This window comes from Echinicola salinicaeni, from assembly GCF_014280965.1.
Lineage (GTDB): Bacteria > Bacteroidota > Bacteroidia > Cytophagales > Cyclobacteriaceae > Echinicola > Echinicola salinicaeni.
On sequence record NZ_JACODZ010000007.1, the window covers coordinates 233,984 to 258,041 of the forward strand.

18 protein-coding genes and 1 tRNA gene are annotated in these 24,058 nt (G+C 39.8%); 10 read left to right on the plus strand and 9 right to left on the minus strand.

Going from position 1 to position 24,058, the window contains the following annotated elements:
• Positions 1-173: 173 nt before the first annotated feature.
• On the plus strand, positions 174-539 hold the full coding sequence (locus H7U17_RS15115) for a helix-turn-helix domain-containing protein (protein WP_186757586.1): 366 nt from the start codon (positions 174-176) through the stop codon (positions 537-539).
• Here H7U17_RS15115 and H7U17_RS15120 read toward each other — a convergent pair.
• Positions 536-1,993, minus strand: a complete 1,458-nt coding sequence (locus tag H7U17_RS15120; RefSeq protein ID WP_186757587.1) for a sodium:solute symporter — start codon at positions 1,991-1,993, stop codon at positions 536-538. The two genes, H7U17_RS15115 and H7U17_RS15120, sit on opposite strands and share 4 nt — an antisense overlap.
• Positions 1,994-2,048: 55 nt before the next feature.
• On the opposite strand from H7U17_RS15120, the gene H7U17_RS15125 reads away from it, so the two are divergent.
• Positions 2,049-2,342, plus strand: a complete 294-nt coding sequence (locus tag H7U17_RS15125; RefSeq protein ID WP_186757588.1) for an ATP-dependent Clp protease adaptor ClpS — start codon at positions 2,049-2,051, stop codon at positions 2,340-2,342.
• 12 nt (positions 2,343-2,354) lie between these two features.
• Positions 2,355-2,975, plus strand: a complete 621-nt coding sequence (recR, locus tag H7U17_RS15130) for a recombination mediator RecR (RefSeq protein ID WP_186757589.1) — start codon at positions 2,355-2,357, stop codon at positions 2,973-2,975.
• Between the two features lie 533 nt (positions 2,976-3,508).
• Here the strand turns inward: recR and H7U17_RS15135 are convergent.
• The gene (locus H7U17_RS15135; RefSeq protein ID WP_317172745.1) at positions 3,509-3,796 is read right to left on the minus strand and encodes a GIY-YIG nuclease family protein; all 288 of its coding nucleotides are present in this window, start codon (positions 3,794-3,796) and stop codon (positions 3,509-3,511) included.
• A gap of 13 nt (positions 3,797-3,809) precedes the next feature.
• A tRNA-Ala gene (locus H7U17_RS15140) sits at positions 3,810-3,886 on the minus strand.
• Between the two features lie 225 nt (positions 3,887-4,111).
• Between H7U17_RS15140 and H7U17_RS15145 the strand changes: the two genes are divergently transcribed.
• The 4 genes from H7U17_RS15145 to H7U17_RS15160 all read left to right on the plus strand — a co-directional run bounded on the left by H7U17_RS15145 (position 4,112) and on the right by H7U17_RS15160 (position 10,781).
• A complete protein-coding gene (locus tag H7U17_RS15145; RefSeq protein WP_186757590.1) occupies positions 4,112-4,702 on the plus strand; it encodes an RNA polymerase sigma factor in 591 nt (196 codons plus the stop codon).
• Between the two features lie 109 nt (positions 4,703-4,811).
• Complete coding sequence (locus H7U17_RS15150; protein WP_186757591.1) at positions 4,812-5,747, plus strand: FecR family protein; 936 nt, start codon at positions 4,812-4,814, stop codon at positions 5,745-5,747.
• 69 nt (positions 5,748-5,816) lie between these two features.
• Positions 5,817-9,320, plus strand: coding sequence for a SusC/RagA family TonB-linked outer membrane protein (locus H7U17_RS15155; RefSeq protein WP_186757592.1), 3,504 nt, complete (start codon positions 5,817-5,819; stop codon positions 9,318-9,320).
• 21 nt (positions 9,321-9,341) lie between these two features.
• On the plus strand, positions 9,342-10,781 hold the full coding sequence (locus H7U17_RS15160; RefSeq protein ID WP_186757593.1) for a SusD/RagB family nutrient-binding outer membrane lipoprotein: 1,440 nt from the start codon (positions 9,342-9,344) through the stop codon (positions 10,779-10,781).
• Positions 10,782-11,004: 223 nt separating this feature from the next.
• Here H7U17_RS15160 and H7U17_RS15165 read toward each other — a convergent pair whose 3' ends face one another.
• From H7U17_RS15165 to H7U17_RS15185, 5 genes are all read right to left on the minus strand, one after another.
• The gene (locus H7U17_RS15165; RefSeq protein WP_186757594.1) at positions 11,005-13,791 is read right to left on the minus strand and encodes a family 78 glycoside hydrolase catalytic domain; all 2,787 of its coding nucleotides are present in this window, start codon (positions 13,789-13,791) and stop codon (positions 11,005-11,007) included.
• Positions 13,792-14,082: 291 nt separating this feature from the next.
• Positions 14,083-14,964, minus strand: a complete 882-nt coding sequence (locus H7U17_RS15170) for a hypothetical protein (protein WP_186757595.1) — start codon at positions 14,962-14,964, stop codon at positions 14,083-14,085.
• Between the two features lie 124 nt (positions 14,965-15,088).
• Complete coding sequence (locus H7U17_RS15175; protein WP_186757596.1) at positions 15,089-16,189, minus strand: Gfo/Idh/MocA family protein; 1,101 nt, start codon at positions 16,187-16,189, stop codon at positions 15,089-15,091.
• Between the two features lie 146 nt (positions 16,190-16,335).
• Positions 16,336-18,393 carry an FUSC family membrane protein gene (locus tag H7U17_RS15180; protein ID WP_186757597.1) on the minus strand — a complete coding sequence of 686 codons (2,058 nt, stop codon included), beginning with the start codon at positions 18,391-18,393 and terminating at the stop codon, positions 16,336-16,338.
• 207 nt (positions 18,394-18,600) lie between these two features.
• On the minus strand, positions 18,601-20,745 hold the full coding sequence (locus tag H7U17_RS15185) for an FUSC family membrane protein (protein WP_186757598.1): 2,145 nt from the start codon (positions 20,743-20,745) through the stop codon (positions 18,601-18,603).
• A gap of 125 nt (positions 20,746-20,870) precedes the next feature.
• Between H7U17_RS15185 and H7U17_RS15190 the strand changes: the two genes are divergently transcribed.
• The 3 genes from H7U17_RS15190 to H7U17_RS15200 all read left to right on the plus strand — a co-directional run bounded on the left by H7U17_RS15190 (position 20,871) and on the right by H7U17_RS15200 (position 22,504).
• Positions 20,871-21,278, plus strand: coding sequence for a hypothetical protein (locus H7U17_RS15190; protein WP_186757599.1), 408 nt, complete (start codon positions 20,871-20,873; stop codon positions 21,276-21,278).
• Between the two features lie 137 nt (positions 21,279-21,415).
• Complete coding sequence (locus H7U17_RS15195; protein WP_186757600.1) at positions 21,416-21,679, plus strand: hypothetical protein; 264 nt, start codon at positions 21,416-21,418, stop codon at positions 21,677-21,679.
• Entirely contained in the window at positions 21,680-22,504 is an 825-nt protein-coding gene (locus H7U17_RS15200; protein WP_186757601.1) for a Cof-type HAD-IIB family hydrolase, read from the plus strand. It begins immediately after the preceding gene.
• 103 nt (positions 22,505-22,607) lie between these two features.
• Here the strand turns inward: H7U17_RS15200 and H7U17_RS15205 are convergent, their stop codons facing one another.
• Positions 22,608-23,873, minus strand: coding sequence for a PepSY-associated TM helix domain-containing protein (locus tag H7U17_RS15205; protein WP_186757602.1), 1,266 nt, complete (start codon positions 23,871-23,873; stop codon positions 22,608-22,610).
• Positions 23,874-24,058: the final 185 nt, after the last annotated feature.

The following is a 24,058-nucleotide window of genomic DNA, read 5'->3' on the forward strand; positions in this document are numbered from 1 at the left end:
TTGCAAAATACGCGTAATTCACCCACTCATTAAGATTACAAAAAAGCCCACAAACATTACCATTTTTAACTTTTTTACCATTTTTTAAACCAGTTTTTGGTTAAAAACGTTTAATATTAAAATTGTGTACGCTTTTTGTAGTACCAGTTTAGATCGAAAAGGATTAATTAAGTATGGAACGAGGACTAAAACAACACATTGCTGAGAACCTTAGGAAATACAGGGTGCTCAGAGGATTCACACAGGAATACATAGCTGACTATCTAGGTAAAAAAGATTATACAGCCTACTCAAGATATGAGCAGGGACGTTCAAACCTAAAAATGGATGATGCAATAAAATTATCGGAACTCTATGAAGTAGAGGTACAAGACCTCATCAACGGTTCCCCAGGCATCAAGCAGAAAAAAGAAGGAGAAGGAAACCTTGAGAACAACCTATCTTTGATGGTTACTTTGGATGGCAGTCAAGAAACCTTGGAAGATCAACTAAAAAGATTGAAAAAAGTGAATTCATTAATCGAAAGAGGAGAAATTTAAGAATTTCTCCTCTTTTTTTTGCTCCAGAATAACAATCCTGCAAACATTAATCCTCCATTGAGGATCAGCACTTCAAAACCAAATTGGTATCCCCAGAACCACTCTTTGGAATTGGCACTTAATATATAAGCTACCAGTGGTGCCAATACCGCGATAAAAGGTACTGCTTTATCTTTAACCTCCCTTTTCGTGAACAAACCAAAGCTATACAAGCCCAAAAGCGGCCCATAAGTATACCCTGCAATGATAAAGACCGCATTGATCACACTCTGATCATTGATCCACCTAAAGGCAAGTATGACCAAAAACATCAAAGCTGTAAAGGCAAGATGGACTTTCTTCCTGATACTCACCTGCTCCTTCTTTGGATACTTTCTTTCAATCTCCAAGAAATCATAACAAAAAGAAGTAGTCAATGCTGTCAAGGTAGAATCGGCACTTGAATAAGCGGCAGCGATTATCCCCAGCACAAATACTGTCCCCGCAAATACACTGAAATGCTGAGTAGCCAGCATCGGATAGAGATCATCTGTTCTTTCCGGCAAGCCAATACCGTTTGCCGCACAATATTGATAAAGCAACACCCCTAAAACCAAAAAGAAAAAATTCACCACCACCAATATGATGGTAAACCAAAACATATTCTTTTGTGCTTCTCCAATATTCCTACAGGTAAGGTTCTTCTGCATCATATCCTGATCCAAGCCGGTCATCACAATGACTATAAAGGCTCCTGAAGCAAATTGCTTAAAGAAATTTGTACTGGATTTCCAATCCCAATCAAAAATACGGGAACGGGAATCCTCCATGGCACTCCCTACTAATTCTCCAAGACCAGCTATTCCCAAATCTCGGGAAACAAGATAAATACTTGTCCCTACTGCCAACAACATAAATAAGGTCTGTAAAGTATCCGTCCAAACCACGGTCTTAATCCCTCCCCTATGTGTATATAGCCAGATCAAAGAAACAGTGATCAGCACAGAACCCCAAAATGGTATCCCCCAATCATCAAAAAGAATAAGTTGTAAAACCCCAGCCACCAAAAACACCCTGATGGATGAACCCAAGGTCCTGGAAAGGATAAAATAAAAAGATCCCGTTTTATAAGACCAAAAACCAAACCTATCCTCTAAATAGGAATAAATAGAGACCAAGTTCAAGCGATAGTACAGGGGCAACAGTACTTTCGCCACCGTAAAATAACCTAGGGTATAGCCCAAAACCACCTGAAAATAATAGAAATTGCTACTTCCCACCTCTCCTGGAACAGAGATGAAGGTCACACCTGAGAGAGAGGCCCCAATCATACCAAAGGCCACCAAGAACCAAGGGGATTGTCTATCACCTGTAAAAAATGTTTCCTGTGAGAGTTTTCTGGATGTCAACCAAGAAATGATGAACAACAGGAGGAAATAAGATGTTATGACTAGGAGAATTACATTTGAATCCATTGTATACTATAAGATTAAAGGCTGCTAATTTGTCTATTATTATTAACTTTGCAAAATGAGCATGCAACCATTAGAACATACTGTAGAAGAAGAAATTGAAATCTTATTAGAAGATTTGGTCGACACTGAAGAGCATGACTTGGTGGTATTCAATGATGACGTCAACACCTTTGAACATGTTACCAAGGTTTTGATCAAAGTCTGCAAGCACAGTCAGGAACAGGCTGAGCAATGCACGATGATCATCCACTATAAAGGTAAATGTGCTGTAAAAAAAGGCAGCAGGAATCAATTGAAGCCTATGTGCCAATCCATTTTGGATGCGGGCATTCAGGCAGCCATCGTCTAACCATTCTAACCGGTGAACTATCCCTCTAAACTTATTGAAGATGCTGTAAATGAAATCAGCCGTCTTCCTGGTATAGGTAAAAAGACTGCCCTCAGGTTAACATTGCACTTGCTAAAACAACCGGAAGTAATTTCGGACAGCTTGACAGAGGCCATCTCAAAACTTCGAAAAAACACCAAATACTGTAAGGTTTGCCATAATATTTCAGACCAAGAAGTATGTAGCATATGCTTAGGGACTCGTAGAGACAAGGGCCTGATCTGCATAGTAGAGGACATCCCTGATGTCTTGGCTATTGAAAACACCTCTCAGTACAATGGACTTTACCATGTTTTGGGAGGGGTACTTTCACCTATCCAAGGTATCGGCCCTGAAGAGCTCAAAATCGAATCTTTACTTTACCGTATAGACCATCCCCATAGTGGTGAACCAATTACTGAGGTGATCTTGGCCCTTCCGTCCACCATGGAAGGTGATACCACTGCTTTTTATATCACCAGAAAACTCAAAGAAAAAGGCGTCAAAGTAAGCACGATTGCCAGAGGCATTCCTATTGGTGGTGAGCTGGAATTTACTGATGAAGTCACATTGGGAAGGAGTATCCTCACCCGTGTTAATTATTCGGCAGATTAAACACTTTACCTTCCCTTCAAGAATCATATAATCGAGGGAGCTATCTCCTAGACACCTGTCGCCCTTATGTTTCCCTTATGGATTAGCCCAGGACAAGTAAGGTCTCATTTCCCACATCTCTGGATCAAGTAGGATACTTTTCCAAATTATCTTCGGATTAAGCTCGGATATATCCGAGCTTAATCCGAAGGAGATCCGAAGGGGATCCCTGTGTGATCCGAAGATAATTTGGTTTTTCTAGAATCAAAGGTAAAAACAGCCCAAGAACAATGTGAGCAGAGATAAGCAGTGAATACTGAACTTATTCATAAAAGTTCGCAAATTAAACTTGGTAAATTGTGGATAAGTATAAAAGTCAGCTTAATGAAGCTTGGCCAGCTCAAGAATATTACTTAAGTCAAAAATAGCATAGTCACTCTTTTTTGCATTCGAAGCTTAAAAAAACTATAAACCGTAATCGCTTGATTACGGTTTATAGTTGTGGAGAATATCGGATTCGAACCGATGACCTTCCCGACAGCTGTCGGGACGCTTTAGCCGACTGAGTCACTAGAATTAATTAACCATTCGATATACTTCCTACTTTTCTTCTTTTTGATTTGCCGTTCACGTTTTAAAGCATCTGAACGCCCACTGAACTCCTCTATATATTTAAGCTCCCAATTGGGCGCTCCAGATTTCGTGGACGGAGTCAACCCTCGATTATGATGATACAAACGCTCATCAATATCATTACAACTTCCTGTATAATATTTGAAGGTTTTAGTGGAATATAAGATATAAACAAAATACATCTTCACTAAAATAAAAATAGCTTGCATTACTGCAAGCTATTGGTGGAGAATATCGGATTCGAACCGATGACCTCTACACTGCCAGTGTAGCGCTCTAGCCAACTGAGCTAATCCCCCTTAATGAGGGCACAAATATAGGACAGGGATTTTTTTGAAACAAGACTTTCTTTTCTTTTGATCTGGTTTTTTCACCTATACCCTTTTCTCCTAAAAGATTAAATCCATTGAAAAGCCCTTTTAATTCGAGAAGAAGAGCTTCACATTTCAATAACCTAAACTTAAAACCGAACAAGAGATTTATTTTTTCACAATTCCTTACTTTGTTTTTTTGGAAGCAACACTATGAGTCAAGACAATAAAAAACCTTCCGACAGCCAACTATTATTACTGCTAAAGCAAGGCGACAATGCTGCTTTCCAGCTTATCTTTGACCGGTACTGGAAGCGACTTTTTTCCTATGCCTATAGGGTTTATAGAGACGAGGGAGTCTGTGAAGACTGTGTGCAGGAAATCTTTATCAGCCTCTGGAAAAACAATAAAGAAACTACCATCCTCCACTTAGAAAGTTATCTTTTTAAAGCTATCAAGTACAAACTGTCTGCACATATCAAAAAGCTAAAGTTCGACTTTGCCCACGAGGAAGAATTAAAATCACTTAGTATCCCTCAATATGAAAACACGGACATGGAGTACCTCGAGTTGGAAGAAGTCCTCACTGCTCAAATCAATAATCTTTCCGGTAAATGTCGTGAGGTTTTTGTACTCAGTCGACTAAAAAACAAAACTAACAGCGAGATTGCCAAAGAACTGAATATTTCCAAAAGAACCGTAGAAGGCCATATCAGCATCGCCCTCAAACAACTTCGCACCCAACTTCGTGAAACGAGTTACCTATCACTTTCCCTGTACTTTCTACATATTATATTATCCTAAGATTACCATAAGGTAACGCTTCCGAGTCAATAATTAAGAAACTTTTAAGTTCACTCTTTCAGCCAGGTGTGCCTCTTTTTTTTCACACTATCCCTTAAAAGAGCACATTTTGAAAAAAGAAGAATTCTTAAAGCTGGTGGAAAAACACCGGAATGGAACAGCGACAAAAAACGAAGTCAAGCTAGTAGAAAAATTCTACGATCATATGCAATCTCATGCCACTTTGGAAGATATTGAATCCATGGTATCCGAAGAAAAAGGGCAGGAGCTTTTCCATGCGATCACCATAAATCTATCAGACAGAAAAAGAACAAACAATAGGTACATCTGGCCCATCTTCAAAGCTGCGGCCGCGCTTTTACTCATATTGGTCATAACAGTGACCATCAAACATATTGTTGAAAACAGAAATATAACGGTCTATACAACCATAGGCGAACAAATGGAAGTACTACTTAACGATGGCAGTACAGTCACCTTAAGTGAAAACAGTCGTCTTACCTATCCCAAGTCATTCGGAAAAACCAGAGAAGTAATCTTGGAAGGCAGGGCTTTCTTCGATATCAAAAGAAATATATCCAGCCCCTTTTTGGTTCACGCCCACAATACAGACATTAAAGTGCTGGGTACTTCCTTTGATGTAAATGTCAAAACGCTTAATACTACCACTGTTAGTGTAATTACAGGCAAAGTTCAAGTAAGCCTCCAGAAACACCCTAAAGAGTCGGCACTGTTAAGTAAAAACCAACAGGTTAGCAGCTCAGCCACAGGGCTATCCACCATCTCCTCTTTTAGCAATCAAGAGCCTATTGCTTGGACCAAATTGATTGTCCTCAAAAATACCAGCCTTGGCCAAGTCGCCGAAATTCTAGAAGGCCGCTTTGGAATCAAAATAAAATTTGAATCCAAAGCACTAAAAGAGCAGCTAATCAGCGGAAAATTCAAGAATGAGACACTTGATAATATTTTGAAAAGCATCGCCATGCTCAAGCAATTCTCCTATGAGTTTCAAAATGAGCAGACCATTTATATAAAGGAAAAATAAGAAGACACCGCTCAATGCTACCAGAAAAGAATATCAAACATAAACGCAACCAATTTAATTTCAATTAAAATGAAAACACCATTACAACCATTAACTGCTCAGATTCGGCAATCGGGGCTTTTATTGCTCTGCCTGCTATTCATAGCAGCACAAGCCTACTCCCTACCTGTGGAAAGCAAACTCTCAAAAGTCCGATTATCTCTTTCCGTGGAAGATGCCAAGATCACCCAAGTACTTTCCGAAATCGAGCGCAAAACAGAGTTCTATTTTGTTTTTGATGAAAAGGTTAGCCAAGATGGCTCCTTGTTTTCTTTCCAATTCAATAATGAACCTCTGCCGGAAATCCTACATCAAATCGGTCATGAAACAGGGCTTTCATTCGAAACCACCAATAACACAATCATTGTTTTACCTACCGAATCTCCTAGACAATCGCTAAAAGGAAAAGTCACAGATAATGAAGGTGAAGCCCTCCCCGGTGTTACCTTATTAATCAAAGGGACTTCCAAGGGAGGAGTCAGTGGCATCAACGGTGAGTTCACCCTTGAAATTGAATCCTTCCCAATAACGCTGATCGTCTCCTATCTGGGATACAAAACAAAAGAAGTTCCTGTCCTTCAGGCCGGCAATATAACGATCACCCTAGAAGAAAATGTCAATGCCCTGGATGAAGTAGTCGTTACCGCCTTAGGAATGGAGAGAGAAGAAAAGAAGCTTGGCTACGCCCAGCAAACCATTGACTCCAGACAGCTTACCGATGCCCGCCCTAACAACTGGTCTGAAGCTTTACGCGGCAAAGTCCCCGGCCTACAAATCAATGGATTAGGCGGTCCTGTAGGTTCTCAACAGATCATCCTTAGAGGCAACAGCTCGCTTGACCCAGGCAATAATGGTGCGCTGATTGTAATTGACGGGGTACCTATCCAAAATGAACATCCAGGCTCAGGGCCTTCCAATGGCTATATGGGCGGAAGTGCCAGCAATGATACGCCTATAGATTATGGTAATGCCATTTCTGATTTAAACCCAGATGATATTGAGAGTGTTTCGGTACTAAAAGGTCCTGCAGCTTCAGCGCTTTATGGCTATCAAGCCGCAAATGGTGCTGTCATCATTACCACCAAATCTGGAAAAGGCCAGAAAGGACTAGGAGTAACCGTCAGCAGTAACACTAAATTCGACAATATCCAAAGATGGCCAGATTGGCAATATGAATATGGCCAAGGCAGTGGAAAAGGAGGATACTTAAAACCGGCAACCGATGAAAATGGCAATCCTGTCCCCTACAATGACCGACTTTATTACACTTACGGTGCATCTGAAGACGGCAATAGTACAGGAGGAAGTAGTAGTGCCTTTGGGCCTAAGTTTGATGGACAATATTACTATCAATATGACCCTACTGTCGAAGGACAGTCTCCTGAAAGACAATTATGGAGACCTTACGAAAATAACCGAAAGGATTTTTGGAAAACTGGCGTAACACAGACCACCAATGTATCCATCCAAGGTGGTGATGAAAAAGGTTCTATGCGAGGTTCAATCACCCATTCAAAGAACGACTGGATTATGCCCAATACAGGATTTGAACAACTATCACTCTCCGTCAATGGAAACTACCAAGTTACCGATCATATTAAGCTTAGCTCGGTAGTGGACTACAGAAACCGCAACAGCGACAATCTTCCCGGGCAAGGATACAACAACCACTCCATTGCTTATTTTATGATTTTCCAAAACCCCAATGTGGACCTCGCTTGGTATGAGCCCATCTGGAAAAAAGGACAAGAGCAAGTAGATATGATCAGGCCGTATAGTAGTTATATTGACAACCCTTATGCCATGGTATACGAGATCCAAAACAGCCTTGCCCAATATGCGATCACTGGGAACTTAAAAATGGATATCGAACTACATCCCAAGGTTAAACTAATGCTCCGTGGCGCCCTGAACATGTATGACAAAAACATGGATCAAGAAAGACCATATGATATCAACCGATATGCACGAGGTTATTATCGCAAAACAAATGTGTTCAAACAAGAAGTAAATACTGACTTTTTACTAAGCTATACCGACACTTTTAATGATTGGGAAGTCTCTGCCAATTTTGGTGGCAACAGAATGGACTATCGCTACCTCCGTCAAGATTCTTGGGCTGAAGGGCTTGAGATCCCTGGAGAATATAATCTGGTAAACGGTTCTCAACTATTCACTAGCAAATTTGATGGCTATAACAAAGTAAACAGTTTATATGGAATGGTCACCTTGGGCTGGCAGGACAAAGTCTTCCTTGACCTAACTGGACGTAATGACTGGAACAGTATCTTACCCAAACATAATCAGTCCTATTTCTTCCCATCTGCAAGTTCCGGCATCATCCTGAATGAAATCTTCGATATGCCAAGGAATATTACTTTTGCGAAATTTAGGGCTTCCATAGCCCAAGTAGGTGGAGCTGGAAAATATGGCAATCGCTATAGCACAGACAAATACTATCGACGCTCTGACTTCCCCGGATCGGCCTTGGCACCGACTTCTTTGTACAACACGGATTTTAAGCCAGAAATTACCACGAGTAAAGAATTGGGAATTGACTTCAGGATGTTCCAAAGCAGGCTAAAACTGGATGTGGCAGTGTACCAGAACAACAGTAAAAACCAAATATTCAATGCGCCACTTCCTTATTCATCCGGTTACCGAAGCGTAACCATCAATGCCGGTGAAGTACGCAACCGGGGAATTGAGGTCATGCTCAATGGTACTCCTGTAAAGAACAAGGAATTTAAGTGGAACACCACCTTGACCTGGGCAAAGAACAAAGGAACTGTATTGTCTCTTCATGAAAATGCCGAAGGTGGAAGGTTCGAAATGCTGAGCTCCTCTGGTGCTAAACTGGTAGCTGTAGAGGGAGGTTCTCCGGCTGCTCTTTATGGTAGAGGTTACAAAAGAAGTCCTCAAGGTGAGATCATTTTCAATGAAAATGGCGCTCCAGAAATGACAGATGACATTATCTATATCGGAGATACGCAACCCAAGTGGGTCGCAGGCTTCATCAACTCCTTCCAGTATAAAAATTTCCGCATCAATGCCGTAATAGATGCAAAATACGGCGGAACCATTTACTCACACACCCACCACAAACTTACACAACAAGGCAAATTAAAACACACCCTAGTGGGAAGGGAAGAAGGAGAGCTAGTCGGCAAAGGCGTAGTGGACAATGGTGATGGCACCTATTCTCCTAACACCAAGGCTATCTCCATCGCCAACTACTATAACCTGATGTATCCACTGGCCAATACAGAAGCAAATTCCTTTGATGCATCATTTATAAAGTTGAGGGAAGTGACCCTTTCCTATGACTTTTCTGAGAAACTCCTTTCAAAAACACCACTAAACGAAATGAGACTTTCGGTCTATGGCAGAAATTTAGCCGTCATCTCGGACTTCCCTATTTATGATCCTGAGGTTGCCGGTTTTGCAGGAGGCACCAATATGCACCCCGGTGTGGAAGTTGGCCAAATGCCAGTACCTAATGAATATGGTGTAAATGTCGTCATCGGATTTTAATCAACCAATAAAACTACAGTCATGAAAAAATACATATATCCTTTATTTGTAGCCTCCTTTTGCATCTGGGCAGGCGCATGTTCAAAAGATTTTGAAGAGACAAATACAGACCCTAACAACTTAAGTAAAATCACTGCGGGAAGTACATTAAATCCCGTACTCTATAGCTTGGCCAGTCAAAATGCCAAACAAATGCGCAGTAATACCGCTCCGCTGATGCAAATGTTCCTACAAACCGATGATTTTAATAACTCACCCTTCTTTTATGATTTCGACCAGAACATCGGGGCTTCTACATGGAATAATTATTATACCAACCTCAGTAATATTGAGGAAATGAGAGAAGCAGCAGTAAGGGATGCGCTTCCCAATTATGAAGCTATTGCCTTAACGCTAAAAGCCTATGCATATTCCGTATTGACAGATTGTTTTGGAGATATTCCAATGGCTAGCGCCCTCCAAGCGGAGGAAGATGTATGGTATCCTGAATTTTCACCTCAGGAAGACATCTACGCACAACTTTTGACAGACTTGGAATACGCCAACAGCATCTACGACGCCGAACAAGGCATGCCCTATGTGAGTGATATTTTGTACCAAAATAATGTGCAGAAATGGAGAAAGTTCACCAACTCACTCCATTTAAGACTGTTACTCAGGATATCAAATCGTCCAGAAACGAGAGCTTTTGATAAAATCACCGAAATGGTCAACAATCCTGAATCTTATCCTGTATTCGATTCAGGCGATGAGGCGGCGGTCCTTCATTTAGATGGAATAGCCCCTACACTTTCTCCATGGGATCGACCCCAGGACTTTGGCGTATTTAGATATTACACGGAATTTTTTATCGATAACTTGAAAAATTTTGAAGACCCACGAATTGGAGTATTTGCCAGTAAGGCCAGGGGATTGGAAAGTGAAGATTATGGCTATATTGGCCAACCAACAGACTTTGTAGAAAACCCCTTACCAGACAGTATCGCAACCGCCTCAGGAGTGAAAAGAAGTTTAGCAGAAGCACCACTCATCATCCCAATCATGAGTTACGCGGAAGTAGAATTTATTAAAGCCGAAATGGCCCAAAGAGGATATATAGATGATGCCCGGTCACATTATGAAAACGGTGTAAGAGCAGCCATTGAAATGTGGAGCCAAGAAGTACCCGAAGGATATTTCGACAATCCACATGCAGCCTATGACGGTAGCTTAGAACGTATTTTACTCCAAAAATATTATGATTTATTCTTCACAGACTATCAGTCATGGTTTGAGCAGCGAAGGACTGGACTTCCCAATCTCCCTACTACTGCTTCTATGTTAAATGAAGGTGAAATGCCTTCCAGGTTTTATTACCCTATCAATGAAGCCAATAGTAATTTCCAAAATTACCAAGAAGCTGTAACCCGAATGGGAGGAGATGAAATCAATGTAAAAGTATGGTGGGACAGAAATAATTAAATCCCTGTTTTACTTATCTGTTAAATAATAAAAGGGTGCTTGTAAGCTTATACTGACAAGCACCCTTTTTAATTATAATCAACTACCTATCTAAACAAGAGATAGAGCAATAGGATTTTTAGTAAGCTTTGGAAACACAAAAACCAGCCTTTCTATAGATTTGGACACCCACTGCCGGGAATCGTAAACTTGCAATCAGATACAATGGCATCTTCATAAAAGATCAATTAGCCTGAGAATAATCAAGCTGAAAATCATATTTACCTGAAAGTATTTCAATCATAAGATAATCTCCTTCTCTTTCTATAGCTATAATTCCATCCACACCTGCTTTAAATCTACCGTTTTCCCACACTACTGCATCCCCCTCTTTGAGCTTATGGATCTTTTTCCCTGAAACCGGGATAGCTACTTTACCACGTGTATTAGCAGGTAATTCAACCAAATAGGTAAAGGAAAATGCTGTTTTTTTCCAATGAGAAACTATTTTTCCAGAAACCGTTTCCAATGTTACATTTACAAACTCCAAACCTTCAGGTATGGAGGGAGCAAGATAAATCTGACGGTACCCCTTTGTAGTACCTTTTTCCAGTGGAGACCTTATCCCCGCCAAGTACTTGTAAAAATATTCTACTACGGAACCAAACATTTGGTGATTATGGGAGTTTTCCCCGTTAAATTTCTCCAATAAAGTGGTCGAGTTATTTTCTAACCAATACCCAAAACTTGGATAGGATTTTTGCGTGGCTACTTTATAAGCCAAATTGGACTGCTTCCCATTTTCCAGAATCGGCCATAAATATTTTGTCCCTATAATTCCTGTATTCAAATGATTTTCACGTGCTAAAACATCATCTACGACTGTCTTTAGTACTCTTTCCTCCATATTCTCTGGTACTATGCCTCCTGCCAAAGCCAATAACTGATAAGTCTGATAGATTGAATCTGTACCATATAAAAAGGTCTCAGTATTAAAAAACTTCTTATTGAATTCCATTTTAATAGTATCACTCAATGAGTTAAAATACCTGGCATCCCCCTCTTTCCCAAGAACCAATGCAATGTCAGCCATTAGTTTAGCATTATAGTAATAATAAAAAGTATTTACTACAGGGTGGTTTGGACCATCTTGCCTTCCTGGAGAGCACCATTCCCCTAAAGAATACCAGTAACTCATAAAGTCATTTATAATAAACTCCTCTTCAGGAACCTTATCTGTTCGTGCCAAATTGACCAAATACTGAAGATATTTCTTCATACTTGGATAATGTTCTTCCAAAATCCTCTTATCATCATAATAATGATTCATCCAATAAGGAATTAGAATATAAGCACTTCCCCAAGCAATACCTCCCCCCATGCCCCCTACTAAAGTAGGCGAGGTATTAGGTATCCTTCCATTTTTTTCTTGTGCATCACGCATATCCCTTAACCATTTATAATAAAATGGGGCCATCTCAAAATCATGAATAGAGGTCTCTGCGATCACCTGCCCATCCCCGTTATAACCACCTTTCTCCCTGTGTGGACAGTCTGTAGGGTAACCTATAATATTTCCTTTCTGTGACCATATACCTGCTTGATAAATATCATTTAATAATGAATCTGAAGACACAAACACACCATTTCGATCTACAGCAGACCTTACTACACGTCCATTTACTTGTATTTCCTCTAAGTCCAAACTATCATGGGTGCTGACCTCTATGTATCGAAATCCTGAATAGAAAAAATGGGGCTCAAAAACTTCTTCCTCTCCCCCTTTCAGGGTATAATCAGTCCACGTTTTTGAATGATAATCAAATTTTTCACTTAAGCGATCTCCTTCCTCCAATGGTTTAGGGAACAGGGCTTCGTTCAGGGTCTCAGCACCTCTAACCCTTATGGTTTGTCCTTCTCTGCCAATTACCTTTACCTGCCACCAGCCTGCAATATTCTGTCCTAAATCAAATAAATAAATACCATTTTCAGAATGAATGGTTTTAATAGGGATTAAGGTTTCTGTAACTTTTATGGGAGGCAAAGCTTGGGACACCAGCTTCCCTCTCGAAACTGTAGATAGCTTTGCATTTAACCAGTCCTGCTCATTTGTCATCCCAGGTGATGACCATCCTGAAATTTCCTTGGTCGCATCATAATCCTCTCCGCCATAAATATTATTAAAAGTAATAGGCCCCTTGGTATACTTCCATGATTCATCCGTGAAGACCACTTCCTGACTACCGTCTTCATACTCCAAATGCAATTGCATCATAAAAGCCGGATTCCCCATCGATTCACCTCCGCTCCCCCAGCTATAGCGTCCTTGAGTTTTCCTCATATTATACGCCCCATTCCCGAGCATAATGCCAAAAACATTTTCGCCACTTTCCAAATTGTTTTTCACATCGAAAGTAGAATATAGGATACGCTTTCTATAATCAGTAATAGCTGGGTCTAGCACATGATCACCTACCTTATCACCGTTAAGGTATAGCTCATAAAACCCAAGGGCTGTAACAAAAACATGTGCATCCTTTATTTTTTTGTCAAGATGAAAAGACTTACGGAAAATTGGCGCCTCATTGACAATCTCTTCTTGGGTAGTTATCCATTCCCCTAGCCACTCCTCTTGCTTCAGTATTGCTGTGTGAAAGGAGGCAGGCTCACTCCAATACTCTTTGCCTTGATCTGTGATTACACTCGCTCGCCAATAATAGGTCGTATTGCTTTTAAATTGTCTTCCGGCATAATCAATATTAACACTTCTATCTGAGGAAATTTGACCAGAATCCCATGACTCCCCTATTTTCTCTTTGATATTTTTTAATTGCTCATCTACAATAATCCTGTACGATTCCTGAAAAGTCCCCCGATCCTTGGAAGCTAAAACCCAGGAAAACCTAGGCTTTTCATTATCTATACCTTGTGGGTTTTCCAGATAATCACACCTTAATTCCAACACATTTACCTGCCTGGCCAGAATTCCACCATGAATCAAAAAAAAACAAATAAAAAGAATGTACTTCAAATAACGCTTGTGTAAAATACAAAAAGTATCTCCATTCATTGACCTATAAAATTTCACCTTAAACTTTATTAATATATTTTGAGTATTTATTGCCCTAATCCCCCCTGTTTTTCATGTTCAAAAAACAATGTGCAACAGCTTCAAACCAATTCTAAACACTTATCAAAACATTAAATATCAACCCATTAAATCAACCCTTAATAATATTAATGTCTTTGTTTCTCTGAATTCATTAATAAAAACTGACACATTCTTAATTACCTTCCTATTAAAAGAAATAGGTAATTAAGGCTATTCCCTTCCTTCATAACCTGTATTTTTCTTAAGAAATTTACGCACTATGTAGATCAGAAAACCTAAGATCAAAGCCACAAGGGCTCCCCAAAAGGAAAAAAACTTATCCCAAAATATTTCCCCCAATTTATTGAACCTACTTTTCCAGCGGTAATCCTTATCCACCTCCACTCTTACACTCAAATGCTCTGTAGTTTTAGGAACTGGAGTACCCTCACAGTTTGGATTATCATAAAGCTGTATTTCAGCACTGACCTCAAAAGTTCCCTCTTCTATCGCTTTTAGGGTAAACTGTACTTTCGAGCCACTAGGATCTATTTTGATACAGCCTGTTTCACTGGGTACAATCTCAAAATCGGGTGCAATTGGCTTTACTTTCGCATATTGTCCAATCCTTGCCGGAAATACTTCCATATCTGTAGCAGACCCAGTATCTGTGACATACTCCGTGCTTTTATCTCCAATCCAAACGATCATACTCGCATTCTGATGAAGCTTTATCTCCTTTTCCACCTCCAACACAGCCTTAAAGTCCTCTAATGGAGTTTGTGGCATTACTATCGAATCCCCATCTTCAACGATTACGGGCATTGGAACCCCGATAAGTTCCCCATTATCACCAACTCCCTCAATTATTTCCGGCTGAATGACATATTCTAAATCCCCTCCTGTCCCTTTTTCTTCATTTATTCCTTCAGAAACTTGCTCATCCACCTTTTCTTCTGGAACCTCAAGCACTTCTTCTATGGCTTCAACGCTTTCTTCAGCCGGTTTTGAAGATTCTTTACAAGCTGAAAATGATAAGATCCATATAAGTAAATATGGGAATCCACGATTGAGGAAACTGATTATTTTAGAATAAACAGAAGAGCAATCCATAACATTTCAGCTAAAGTCAGAAATATAATTTGGTAATCAGCTATTATAACTTAACCATTATTTCTTAAAAAAAACAGAAATAACAAAAAATGTAGAATCGCTCACCACTGAAATCAAAACATATTTATTCCAATCTAACCGTCCTCCCTGTTGCTGCTGACTCTTTGGCCGCTTCCAAAATTTCTACCACCATTAGGTTATTCTCTAGACTATACAAACTGTAAGGTGCCGGTTCAATATTCCCTTTGATCACATTATCAAAATAAACAAATGGGTTACTGATCAAATCAAGCGCTTCTGCTTTCACCTCTGATTCCACTTCCTGTTGACCGGCAAATCGCCAACGCATATGCTCATCATCTTTGGTAATCACATATCCTGATTGTCCATATACCTCCATATCCTTCCTATTGAACGGCCAGTTCCACGAAGCCTGAATAATCCCTTGGGCATCTTTATAATCTACAATTATAGTGGCTTCATCATCTACCTTATCATAAATCTCCGGCTTATAGTTTTTGGTTACAGCCCGCACAGATAACGGTTTCTCTCCATGCTTCAAATAAGTCATGATATTGGCCCCATAACAACCAAAATCTACCAAAGCCCCTCCACCGTTCAATTTTGGATCAGTAAGCCAGTTTAAAAATTCTGGCCCAACCCCGATCTCCTTAGGGCCTTGATGACCATGATGAAAGACCATTTTACGAATCCCTCCCAACTGACCATTATCTTGCTCAAAAAGCCTGTAGGTTTTTTCAGTGCTAGGGTACCAAGAAGTCTCGTAATTGGTAAGTAAGTGAATTTTATTTTCCCTTGCCAAAGCGGCCATTCTTTTGGCATCTTTCAAATTTGTAGACAAGGGCTTTTCTACCATCACGTGAATGCCACGGGGAGCTGCCGCCTCTACAGCTTCCAAATGATAAAAAATAGGACCAAAAACCAATATCCCGTCCGGCTTCTTGTCCGCTAACATTTTATCCAGATCATCATAAATCAATGAGCCATCCAAATCATATCGCTCCTTGAAACGATTGGCCAATGCTGCATCTGGCTCGTACACGCCCACTAGCTCCATTCCTTCCTGCTTTCCCCATTCAAAAAACCAAAGGCTATGGCCATGCGAAAGACCTACCATCGCAAACTTTGTCTTTTCTTGGGCCATTAAACTCTGAGGCAACAAGTTCATCAAAAACAGTCCAATTACTGTAGCAAATAATTTCATAGTTATCTTGGTTGATTATTTCATCTTATAATTTCCTACTTTCCCAATTAGCCCAAAAGGAAGGTACTTATCTTTGGGGTATTTTGATGACCAATGGTAACAAAGCCTTTTAAATAAGTAAATCTATTTTTGAAAGCCCATGTCATTCAGAGATTTCTACTCAAACGCTCTATGTCCTTACATGTCTTTTTAATCAAGTTCAATTGCTCAGTCAAGAGCTGGTCTTCAATGCCTTCAACAGGACCAAGCAAATCTTCTGTATTATCAAGTACAGAGAAGTCCACTTTAAATCCTGATTCTCCCAAATGCTCCAAACTTCTCAAAAGATAATTCCTAGCCCTTTTGATCAACACCAGCTGCGTAGCAGATGTCAGTTCCAATTTAGCTTCAATCAAACTATGGGACAAAGAAGAAAAATAAGAGGACAAGGTATTATTGAGTACAACCAATTGCTGCATGACCTCATTGTTCTTTTGTTGACTTTTCGGTTCATCTAACATTCTTTGAAATGCTGCTGAAAGTTTAGCTGTCTGCATAAACATCCGCTTCCTTGCAAGACGATAATCAAGTTCGTTAAATATTTCAGAATTTAGACTATTAATAATCTGGGATAAATATACCAGGTCAGCTTGCAGGCTGCCCTTCATCAAAGTTTTCATTCCTCCATATTCCCAAGTGGGCAAAAAATACTTTATAAATACAAATGAAATACCCGAGGCCAAGGCGATATCCACTATCCTTTCCCTAGCCACATCCAAATCATTTCCTGGGTACAAAAAACCAAAAACAATAAATATAAAAGGTGTAATAAACACCACACTCCAAAAATACCGAATACGAATAAAGGAATTGACCAGGATCATCAACACCACTATGATAACCATCCTAATGGTAATATCTTCTACAAAATACAAAATCAACACTCCAGAAACTCCCCCAACGAAGGTTCCTATTATTTGATTTAGACTCCGCTTTTTAGTCAGGCTAAAGCCAGGTCGCATGATCAATAGAATACCCAGAATTACCCAATAGCTGTTTTTTCCCAGCAGGGGAATTTGTGATATAAGAAAGCCTACAAACCCTGCGGCAGACAAACGCAAAGCGTGCCGAAAAGCAGGAGCCTCCAAACTCAAATTATCCCTGATCAACTTCAACGAAAAACTTTGATCCCCAACAAATTTGGACAGACTCTCTTCCCATGTCTTGGGAATAAAAGTCAATTGCTCTTCATAAAAATAATTCTGGATATCGTCTAACCTATTACTTATTGCCCTTAGGTTAGCAAAGATCCTATTAAGGACCAATGTTTTGGTGCCCTTAGCGCTCAGCCTATCTATTTGTTCCTTCAATTGCTCAAGTGCCGCTTGCCGAACGCCATGTTTCTTGGGTTTTTCATTATTGATCAATGCATACCCCAATTGTGACAATTCATTAGCCACCATTCGGATAACATGTCCAAATTCTTCCAAAATCCCTAGCCGCCCGTAATCCTCCCTCAGTTTATCATACTCATAATGAGAAGAAATCATTTGATCAAAAATATCAAGGGTATCTACAAATATTATAATTAATAATTGCTCAGGTTTTATGGAATCTTCCATCTTTACCCTTGATTTAAACAAAATTTCCCTAACCGTCTCCTGATGCTCAATCACAGAAACTTGCAATTTGGCCAACTGACTATTGTTTTGTGCTACATTTTCGCTTGGAAAATAATACCTGGACCTGACGGTTAGATACTTGGAAATTTGTAGTACACATTCTCCCAAAGCCTGCTGTGCAAGCCTAAAAGGCCTTACCTGAGAAATAAAGAGACTGAACAAAGTATACCATAATCCCCCTACCAGAATAAAAAACGCAAACTTAAGGCTGCTTGACCCAGTACTGATGGCCCCCATGGAAATGGCCATTACCAATAAACCTGCCAATCCAACCGCTGAGGCCCTAACACCATAGACGGTAATAATAGAAAACAAAAAGCAAAACAAAGGTACCTGAATAGCCTGCAGATATACATTTGTATTCAAAGACACAGTAACTAAGGCACTGAGAAAGATACTGGCACAACTAGCCAGCATCCCATTACGCCTGTAAGCTCTCGGCCCTGTACTATCGGCCAAACTAACCATAAGGGCTCCCAACGCTACATAAACGCCCAACACATAATGTCCTTTAAGGTAGAAAACCAAAAAAGGCAGCATCATGCCTAGTGTCACCCTTACACCATCTGTAAAATACTGGCCTAAAAATATACTTTTTAAAATTCCTGCTTTCAGAATTATTTCAATTTATGCCCATAATAAATATCCAGATTTTTCATGGAAGCACCCAAAAACAAAAGCTTATATTTCAATGTCCTCCTATCTTGCTGATGACATTCAAACCTAATGAACAAACAAAAGGACAAATTATCAAGCAGCTAGCTTCCGGCTTAACCGTTCAATATCCTTACAAGTTTTTTTGATCAAGTTTAATTGCTCACTCAGCAACTCATCTTCTGCTTCCGCTCTTGAAACCAGCAAGCTATCCGAACGATCCAAAACAGAAAAGTCAACCTTATAACCTTGCTCACCAAAATGCTCCAAGCTCCTTAAGAGGTAATTCCTTGCCCTTTTGATCAATACACCCTGATCATGAGAGGACAAAACCATGTCTGACCTTATCAAGCTCGTGGAAAGCGTAGAAAAATAGGAAGACAAAATATGATTGAGTACTACAAATTGATGCAGGGAGTCTTTCTGTTTTTGTTTGCTCTTTGGCTCATCCAACATCCTTTGAAATGCTGCTGATAAATTGGCTGATTGTAGGTACATTCTTTTTCTGGCCAACCTATAAGCAAGCTCATCAAACTGTTCCACGTCCAAACGCTTAATTACCTGCGCAAGGTATTCCAAATCAGCTTTCACCACCTCTTTCATCAAATGCCTGAAACCTCCATACTCCCAACTTGGGAAAAAGAAATTACTGGCCAAATAAGCCAGACCAGAACCAACAACGGTATCAATAATCCGCTCACGGGCAATAAGGATATTGGCATCTGGGTATAAAAAACCATAGACAATAAAAATGAAAGGCGTCATAAAGACCACACTGAGCACATATTTGATTCTTAAAAAGGAATAGGCCAGCACCATCAATATTACCAAAATCACAAAACGGGCCGTATAATCCTGCACCAAATACAAAATCATAACGCCAGAAACCCCACCTATCAAAGTACCAATAATCCTTTGGGCATTTCTTCTCTTGGTCAAACTAAAACCCGGTCTTAAAATCACCAAGATGGTCAATACCACCCAGTAACTATGTTGGCCCAAAGACAGCTGCAGCGAGATCAAAAAACCAACCAAACAGGTCACTGACAATCTCAATGCATGCCTGAAAACATTGGACTCAAAAGTGAGATTATCCCTGATCAACTTGAATGAGAAACTTTGGTGTCCTACAAACTTGGACAGGTTCTCCTCCCTGGTTTGGGAAATAAAAGTCAGTTCTTCTTTATAAAAATAATTAAAGATATCATCCACCCTTCTACTAATAGATCTTAAGTTGGCTTGGATCTTACGCAGCATCAAGCATTTCACTCCTTGTCTTTCCAAATCTTCAATTTGGTTCTTTAGCCTGTCAAGGATGACTGTTTTGGAGGACATTTTTATGGGCTTTTCATTATTTATCAGGGCATAGCCCAAGTCCGACAACTGATCACTTATCAGCTTTATGCCCAAACCAATTTCCTTTAGCACCCCATACTTACCGTATATCTCCCTTAAACTTTTGTACTCGTAATGCGAAGACATCATTTGCTCAAAAATATCCAAGGTATCCACAAAAATCACAATCAACAGCTGACCTGACTTAATGGAATCCCCCACCCTAATCCTGGTTTTATAAAGCATCTGTCTCACGCTTTCCTGATGCTCATGCACCTGAACTTGGGAGCTGGCTAAATCCTGATAGTTTTTGGATACATCTACGGTGGTATCATAAAAATTGGCCTTTAATTTCAAATAGTGGGCAATCTGTAAAACACACTCTCCCAATGCCTGCTGAGCCACCCTATAGGGCCTGATCTGCATAATGGACAGACTCAAAACCATGTACCAAATACCTCCTGACAGTACCAGTAATGCATAAATCCAAAAAGCAGCTTCCGTTTTTTGAGAATCTATGGAAATGGCCATCGCCAATAAAGCACCCGACCCAACGGATGAAGCCCTTAGCCCATATACCGAAAACATGGCAAAAAAGAAGCATAAGACCAAGATCTCTATTGCCAATAAAAATACATTAACATTTAAAATTCCTGTGATCAAGGCTGCTAAAAACACGAAGCCACAACTTGCCAGCATACCAGTCCTTCTATGCTCTTCAGGACCAGTACTGTCTGAAAGGCTCACAAAAAAGGCTCCCAATGAAATAGAAATCCCCGTCCTAAAATCACCCATCAAGGAAAAGACCAAAGCAGGAAGTAACACCCCCATGGTCATCTTTACGCCATCAGCAAAATACTGACCAAGCAAAAAACTTTTTAATTCTACAGGTCTTAGAATTGCCATTCTTGAATTTTGATTCCAAAATTTAAATATCCCCAATAATAGGCGATTCACCTAATGATGATAATTATTTCAATAGTCTAAAAATACTGCTATTTTTACCTTGAACAACACCATCAGTTTTTAATATGAATAAGTTCAGTTTTTTAATTTTATTCTTGGCCTACTTCCTTTCTGGCTGCAGTTGCAATCCCGAAGCACTCATTGAGCTAATCGCCAAATCCAGTATGTTCAAGGGACAAGGTGAGGTAATGGCCATTGGGCATTTCAACCGAATTGAGGCCAATTTTCAAAAAGACCTGAGCGAAGAGCAAAGTAAAATTGAATTGAAACTCTATAATGGGCAGTTGCCAGAATTATATGAAAACGAGGCCAATATCGCTCGGAAGTGTGCCAAGACCTATATAGAAGCAACAGAAAGTCAAGACTATAAGAAAATAGAAATCTTTATCATAAAAACTTCTGAAGACATTCCGCCTCAAACCCTCTACCAAAGTAGTTACCTATTTGAAGTGGCCAGCCTTTCAGAGGAATAAATAAGCAATTGCTTCATCAAAAGTAAAAATACAATTAATAGGGGACTTTTCTAATTACGCCTCATCTCAAAGGGCTATACCTTACTTTTAATATACTATCATCAAAGATTCTTCACACCAATTATCTGATAAATAATATGCAGCAATTTAACTACCACCAAAGACCACAGATTCCTGTCTCCACTGGAGATTGGATCATCACCCTTATTGTTTCAGGCATCCCATTTTTAGGTTTTATCATGCTTATTGTCTGGGCATTTGATAAAAGCACGCCTATTAGCAAAGCCAATTATGCCAAAGCAGCATTAATTTTATGGGCAATCGGAATAGCTTTTGTAATTTTGCTGGTAGCCATTGTTGGCATAAGTACCTTTACATTCATATTTCCACAATACAGCTAAATGAATATTAAAGCCCTTTGCACAGATATAGACGGTACCTTTCTCAATAAAAACAGAGAAATTTCCGAGAGGACCATATCGGCCATAAAACAACTACCCGAAGATTTTCCCATTATTCTCGCCTCTTCAAGAATGCCCAGTGCCATGCGCCACTTACAGGCTGATCTTGACAGACTTCAAAACCCTATGATTTGCTATAATGGGGGCTATATCATTCATTTTGATGGAAAAGAAGAGAATTTCGAGCTATTAGACTCCGTAAAGATATCTTTGGACATAGTGGACCACATCAATGTCTTGGCAAAAGGAACAGACATCCATATTAGTCTTTACCATGAAGACGAATGGTATGTGCCACAAGATGATTTTTGGACCCAAAGGGAAATTACCAGTACCAAGGTAAATCCAGTAATTAAGGGCTGGGAAGAAGTCAAAACCCATTGGACTGACAAGCAAGCCGGGGCGCATAAAGTCATGTGTATGGGACCTGCAGAGCAAATTGACACTATTTTCAATGCCCTTGAAAATGAAAAAAACGAGGACTTGCACCTGTACCGCTCTAAAGACACCTATATTGAAATTGCTCCAAAAGCCATTTCAAAAGCCAGTGCCTTAGCACTATTGCTTAATGAGAAATATGATATCAAGATGTCAGAAGTAATGGCCTTTGGTGACAACTATAATGATATAGAAATGCTAAAGGCGGTTGGTCATGGCGTAGCGGTTGGCAATGCCAGAGAAGAAGTCAAAGCTGTGGCCAATGAAATCACAGCCAAAAACACAGATGATGGGGTGGCGATGATGATTGAAAAATATTGCTTGTAAAGCTTCCAGAAAACACAAAAACACCAATTACTAATAATAGGTTAATTGGTGTTTTTGTGTTTTCTATTGTCATGATTCTACTCTATACTTTCACTCGTATCATCTAGGATGCCACACTTACCTCTCTCTTTTCAATCCTCTTTTTCTTAGCAGGCTTTTTCTTCATCTTATTGATCCAAATTAATGTTCCAGTGATTGGCAAACTTGTGGCAATCAAACAGGAAATAAAATAAAGCAATTTGCTAAAACCACCATAAACGGAACCAATATGGAGGGCCTTTATTGACCTGGCCACCCTTTGGTTAAATGGCTGGTCTGCAAAAATCTTCAAATCACTGACTTCTGCTGTTTCAATGTCCAAACTAATATTGTCTCCTGCTGCGGGAGCAAAAAAGCCCACTTTACTTTTTGAAATGTTTATCTGATAATCTGTATCCTGAGGAATACTGATACGGTATTCTCCGTCATAAGGAAGATTTTCATCCGCAACTTTGATATATTCCTCAAATGTCAAAAATGACAGAGTTTCAGCTTCTTTTTCTTCAACCTCATCTCTCTTACTGGCTTGTGGCGGACCACCATGACCTCCTCTAGCGCCACGCTCCTGATAAGTACCCAAGGTTTTTTGTAAAGCTGTCCTGTACCAAGGGAAAGACCATTGCGGACCTGTCAAACCCATGATCAACAAAAACAAAAAAGAATAGAAGGCCAATGTATTATGCAAATCGTGGTTGGCTCGCTTCCAGCTACCATTCAACTTCAACTTTAAACCTTGTTTCCAGCTTTTCAACTTTTGTGGGAACCAAATCACTATTCCAGTAATCAATCCTATTGTAAACAATATAGTAGCTGTTCCTGAGATATAACTTCCCAACTTTCTATTTTCTAGCCCTTCGAAAATTGGCTCTTCTATTTTATCCAACAATAACCATCTGTGCAGACTGAACATATCCCGCATAAACCCGGCTATCGCATTTTTTTCTTTAGAATCCCCTACTATCTCCCCACTATATGGATTCAAATAATATGTCGTTCCAAACCGGCTGCGACTACCTTCTTCTCTAACTGAAAACTTGTAGGTCCGCTCTTCGGCATGGGGAATGGAAACACTGGTAATATTCCCTTCTACCCTACTAGATAAACGCTGAAGAAGATCTTCTACAGGCATCTTCTCTTCCCCATCTTGTTTATCGATCCAGTGCAGATGAGAACTGAACATTTCCTGCAATTCAGTATTATAAACATAAATGGTTCCGGATAAACAAATTGGGATCAGTACCAAAGCACCCGCCAGGCCTACCCAAAGGTGAATATCATTAAAAAACTTCCTGACCTTTTGCCAATTGGTCTTTTTCTTTTTAGTCTTCATCTTCTTCAATTTAATAATCGTTAGAGTCTGGATTAGAATATTACTATCGGCACTTCCTAAAGGCCCTTTCTAAACAAAACAAGCTGCATGGATCATGAAAAAACCGTAGCCCTTTCCACATTACCTTTAAATCCATAAGGCCCCTGTGCCAACATTAGATGGTACAGGGGCAATATCAGTGCACT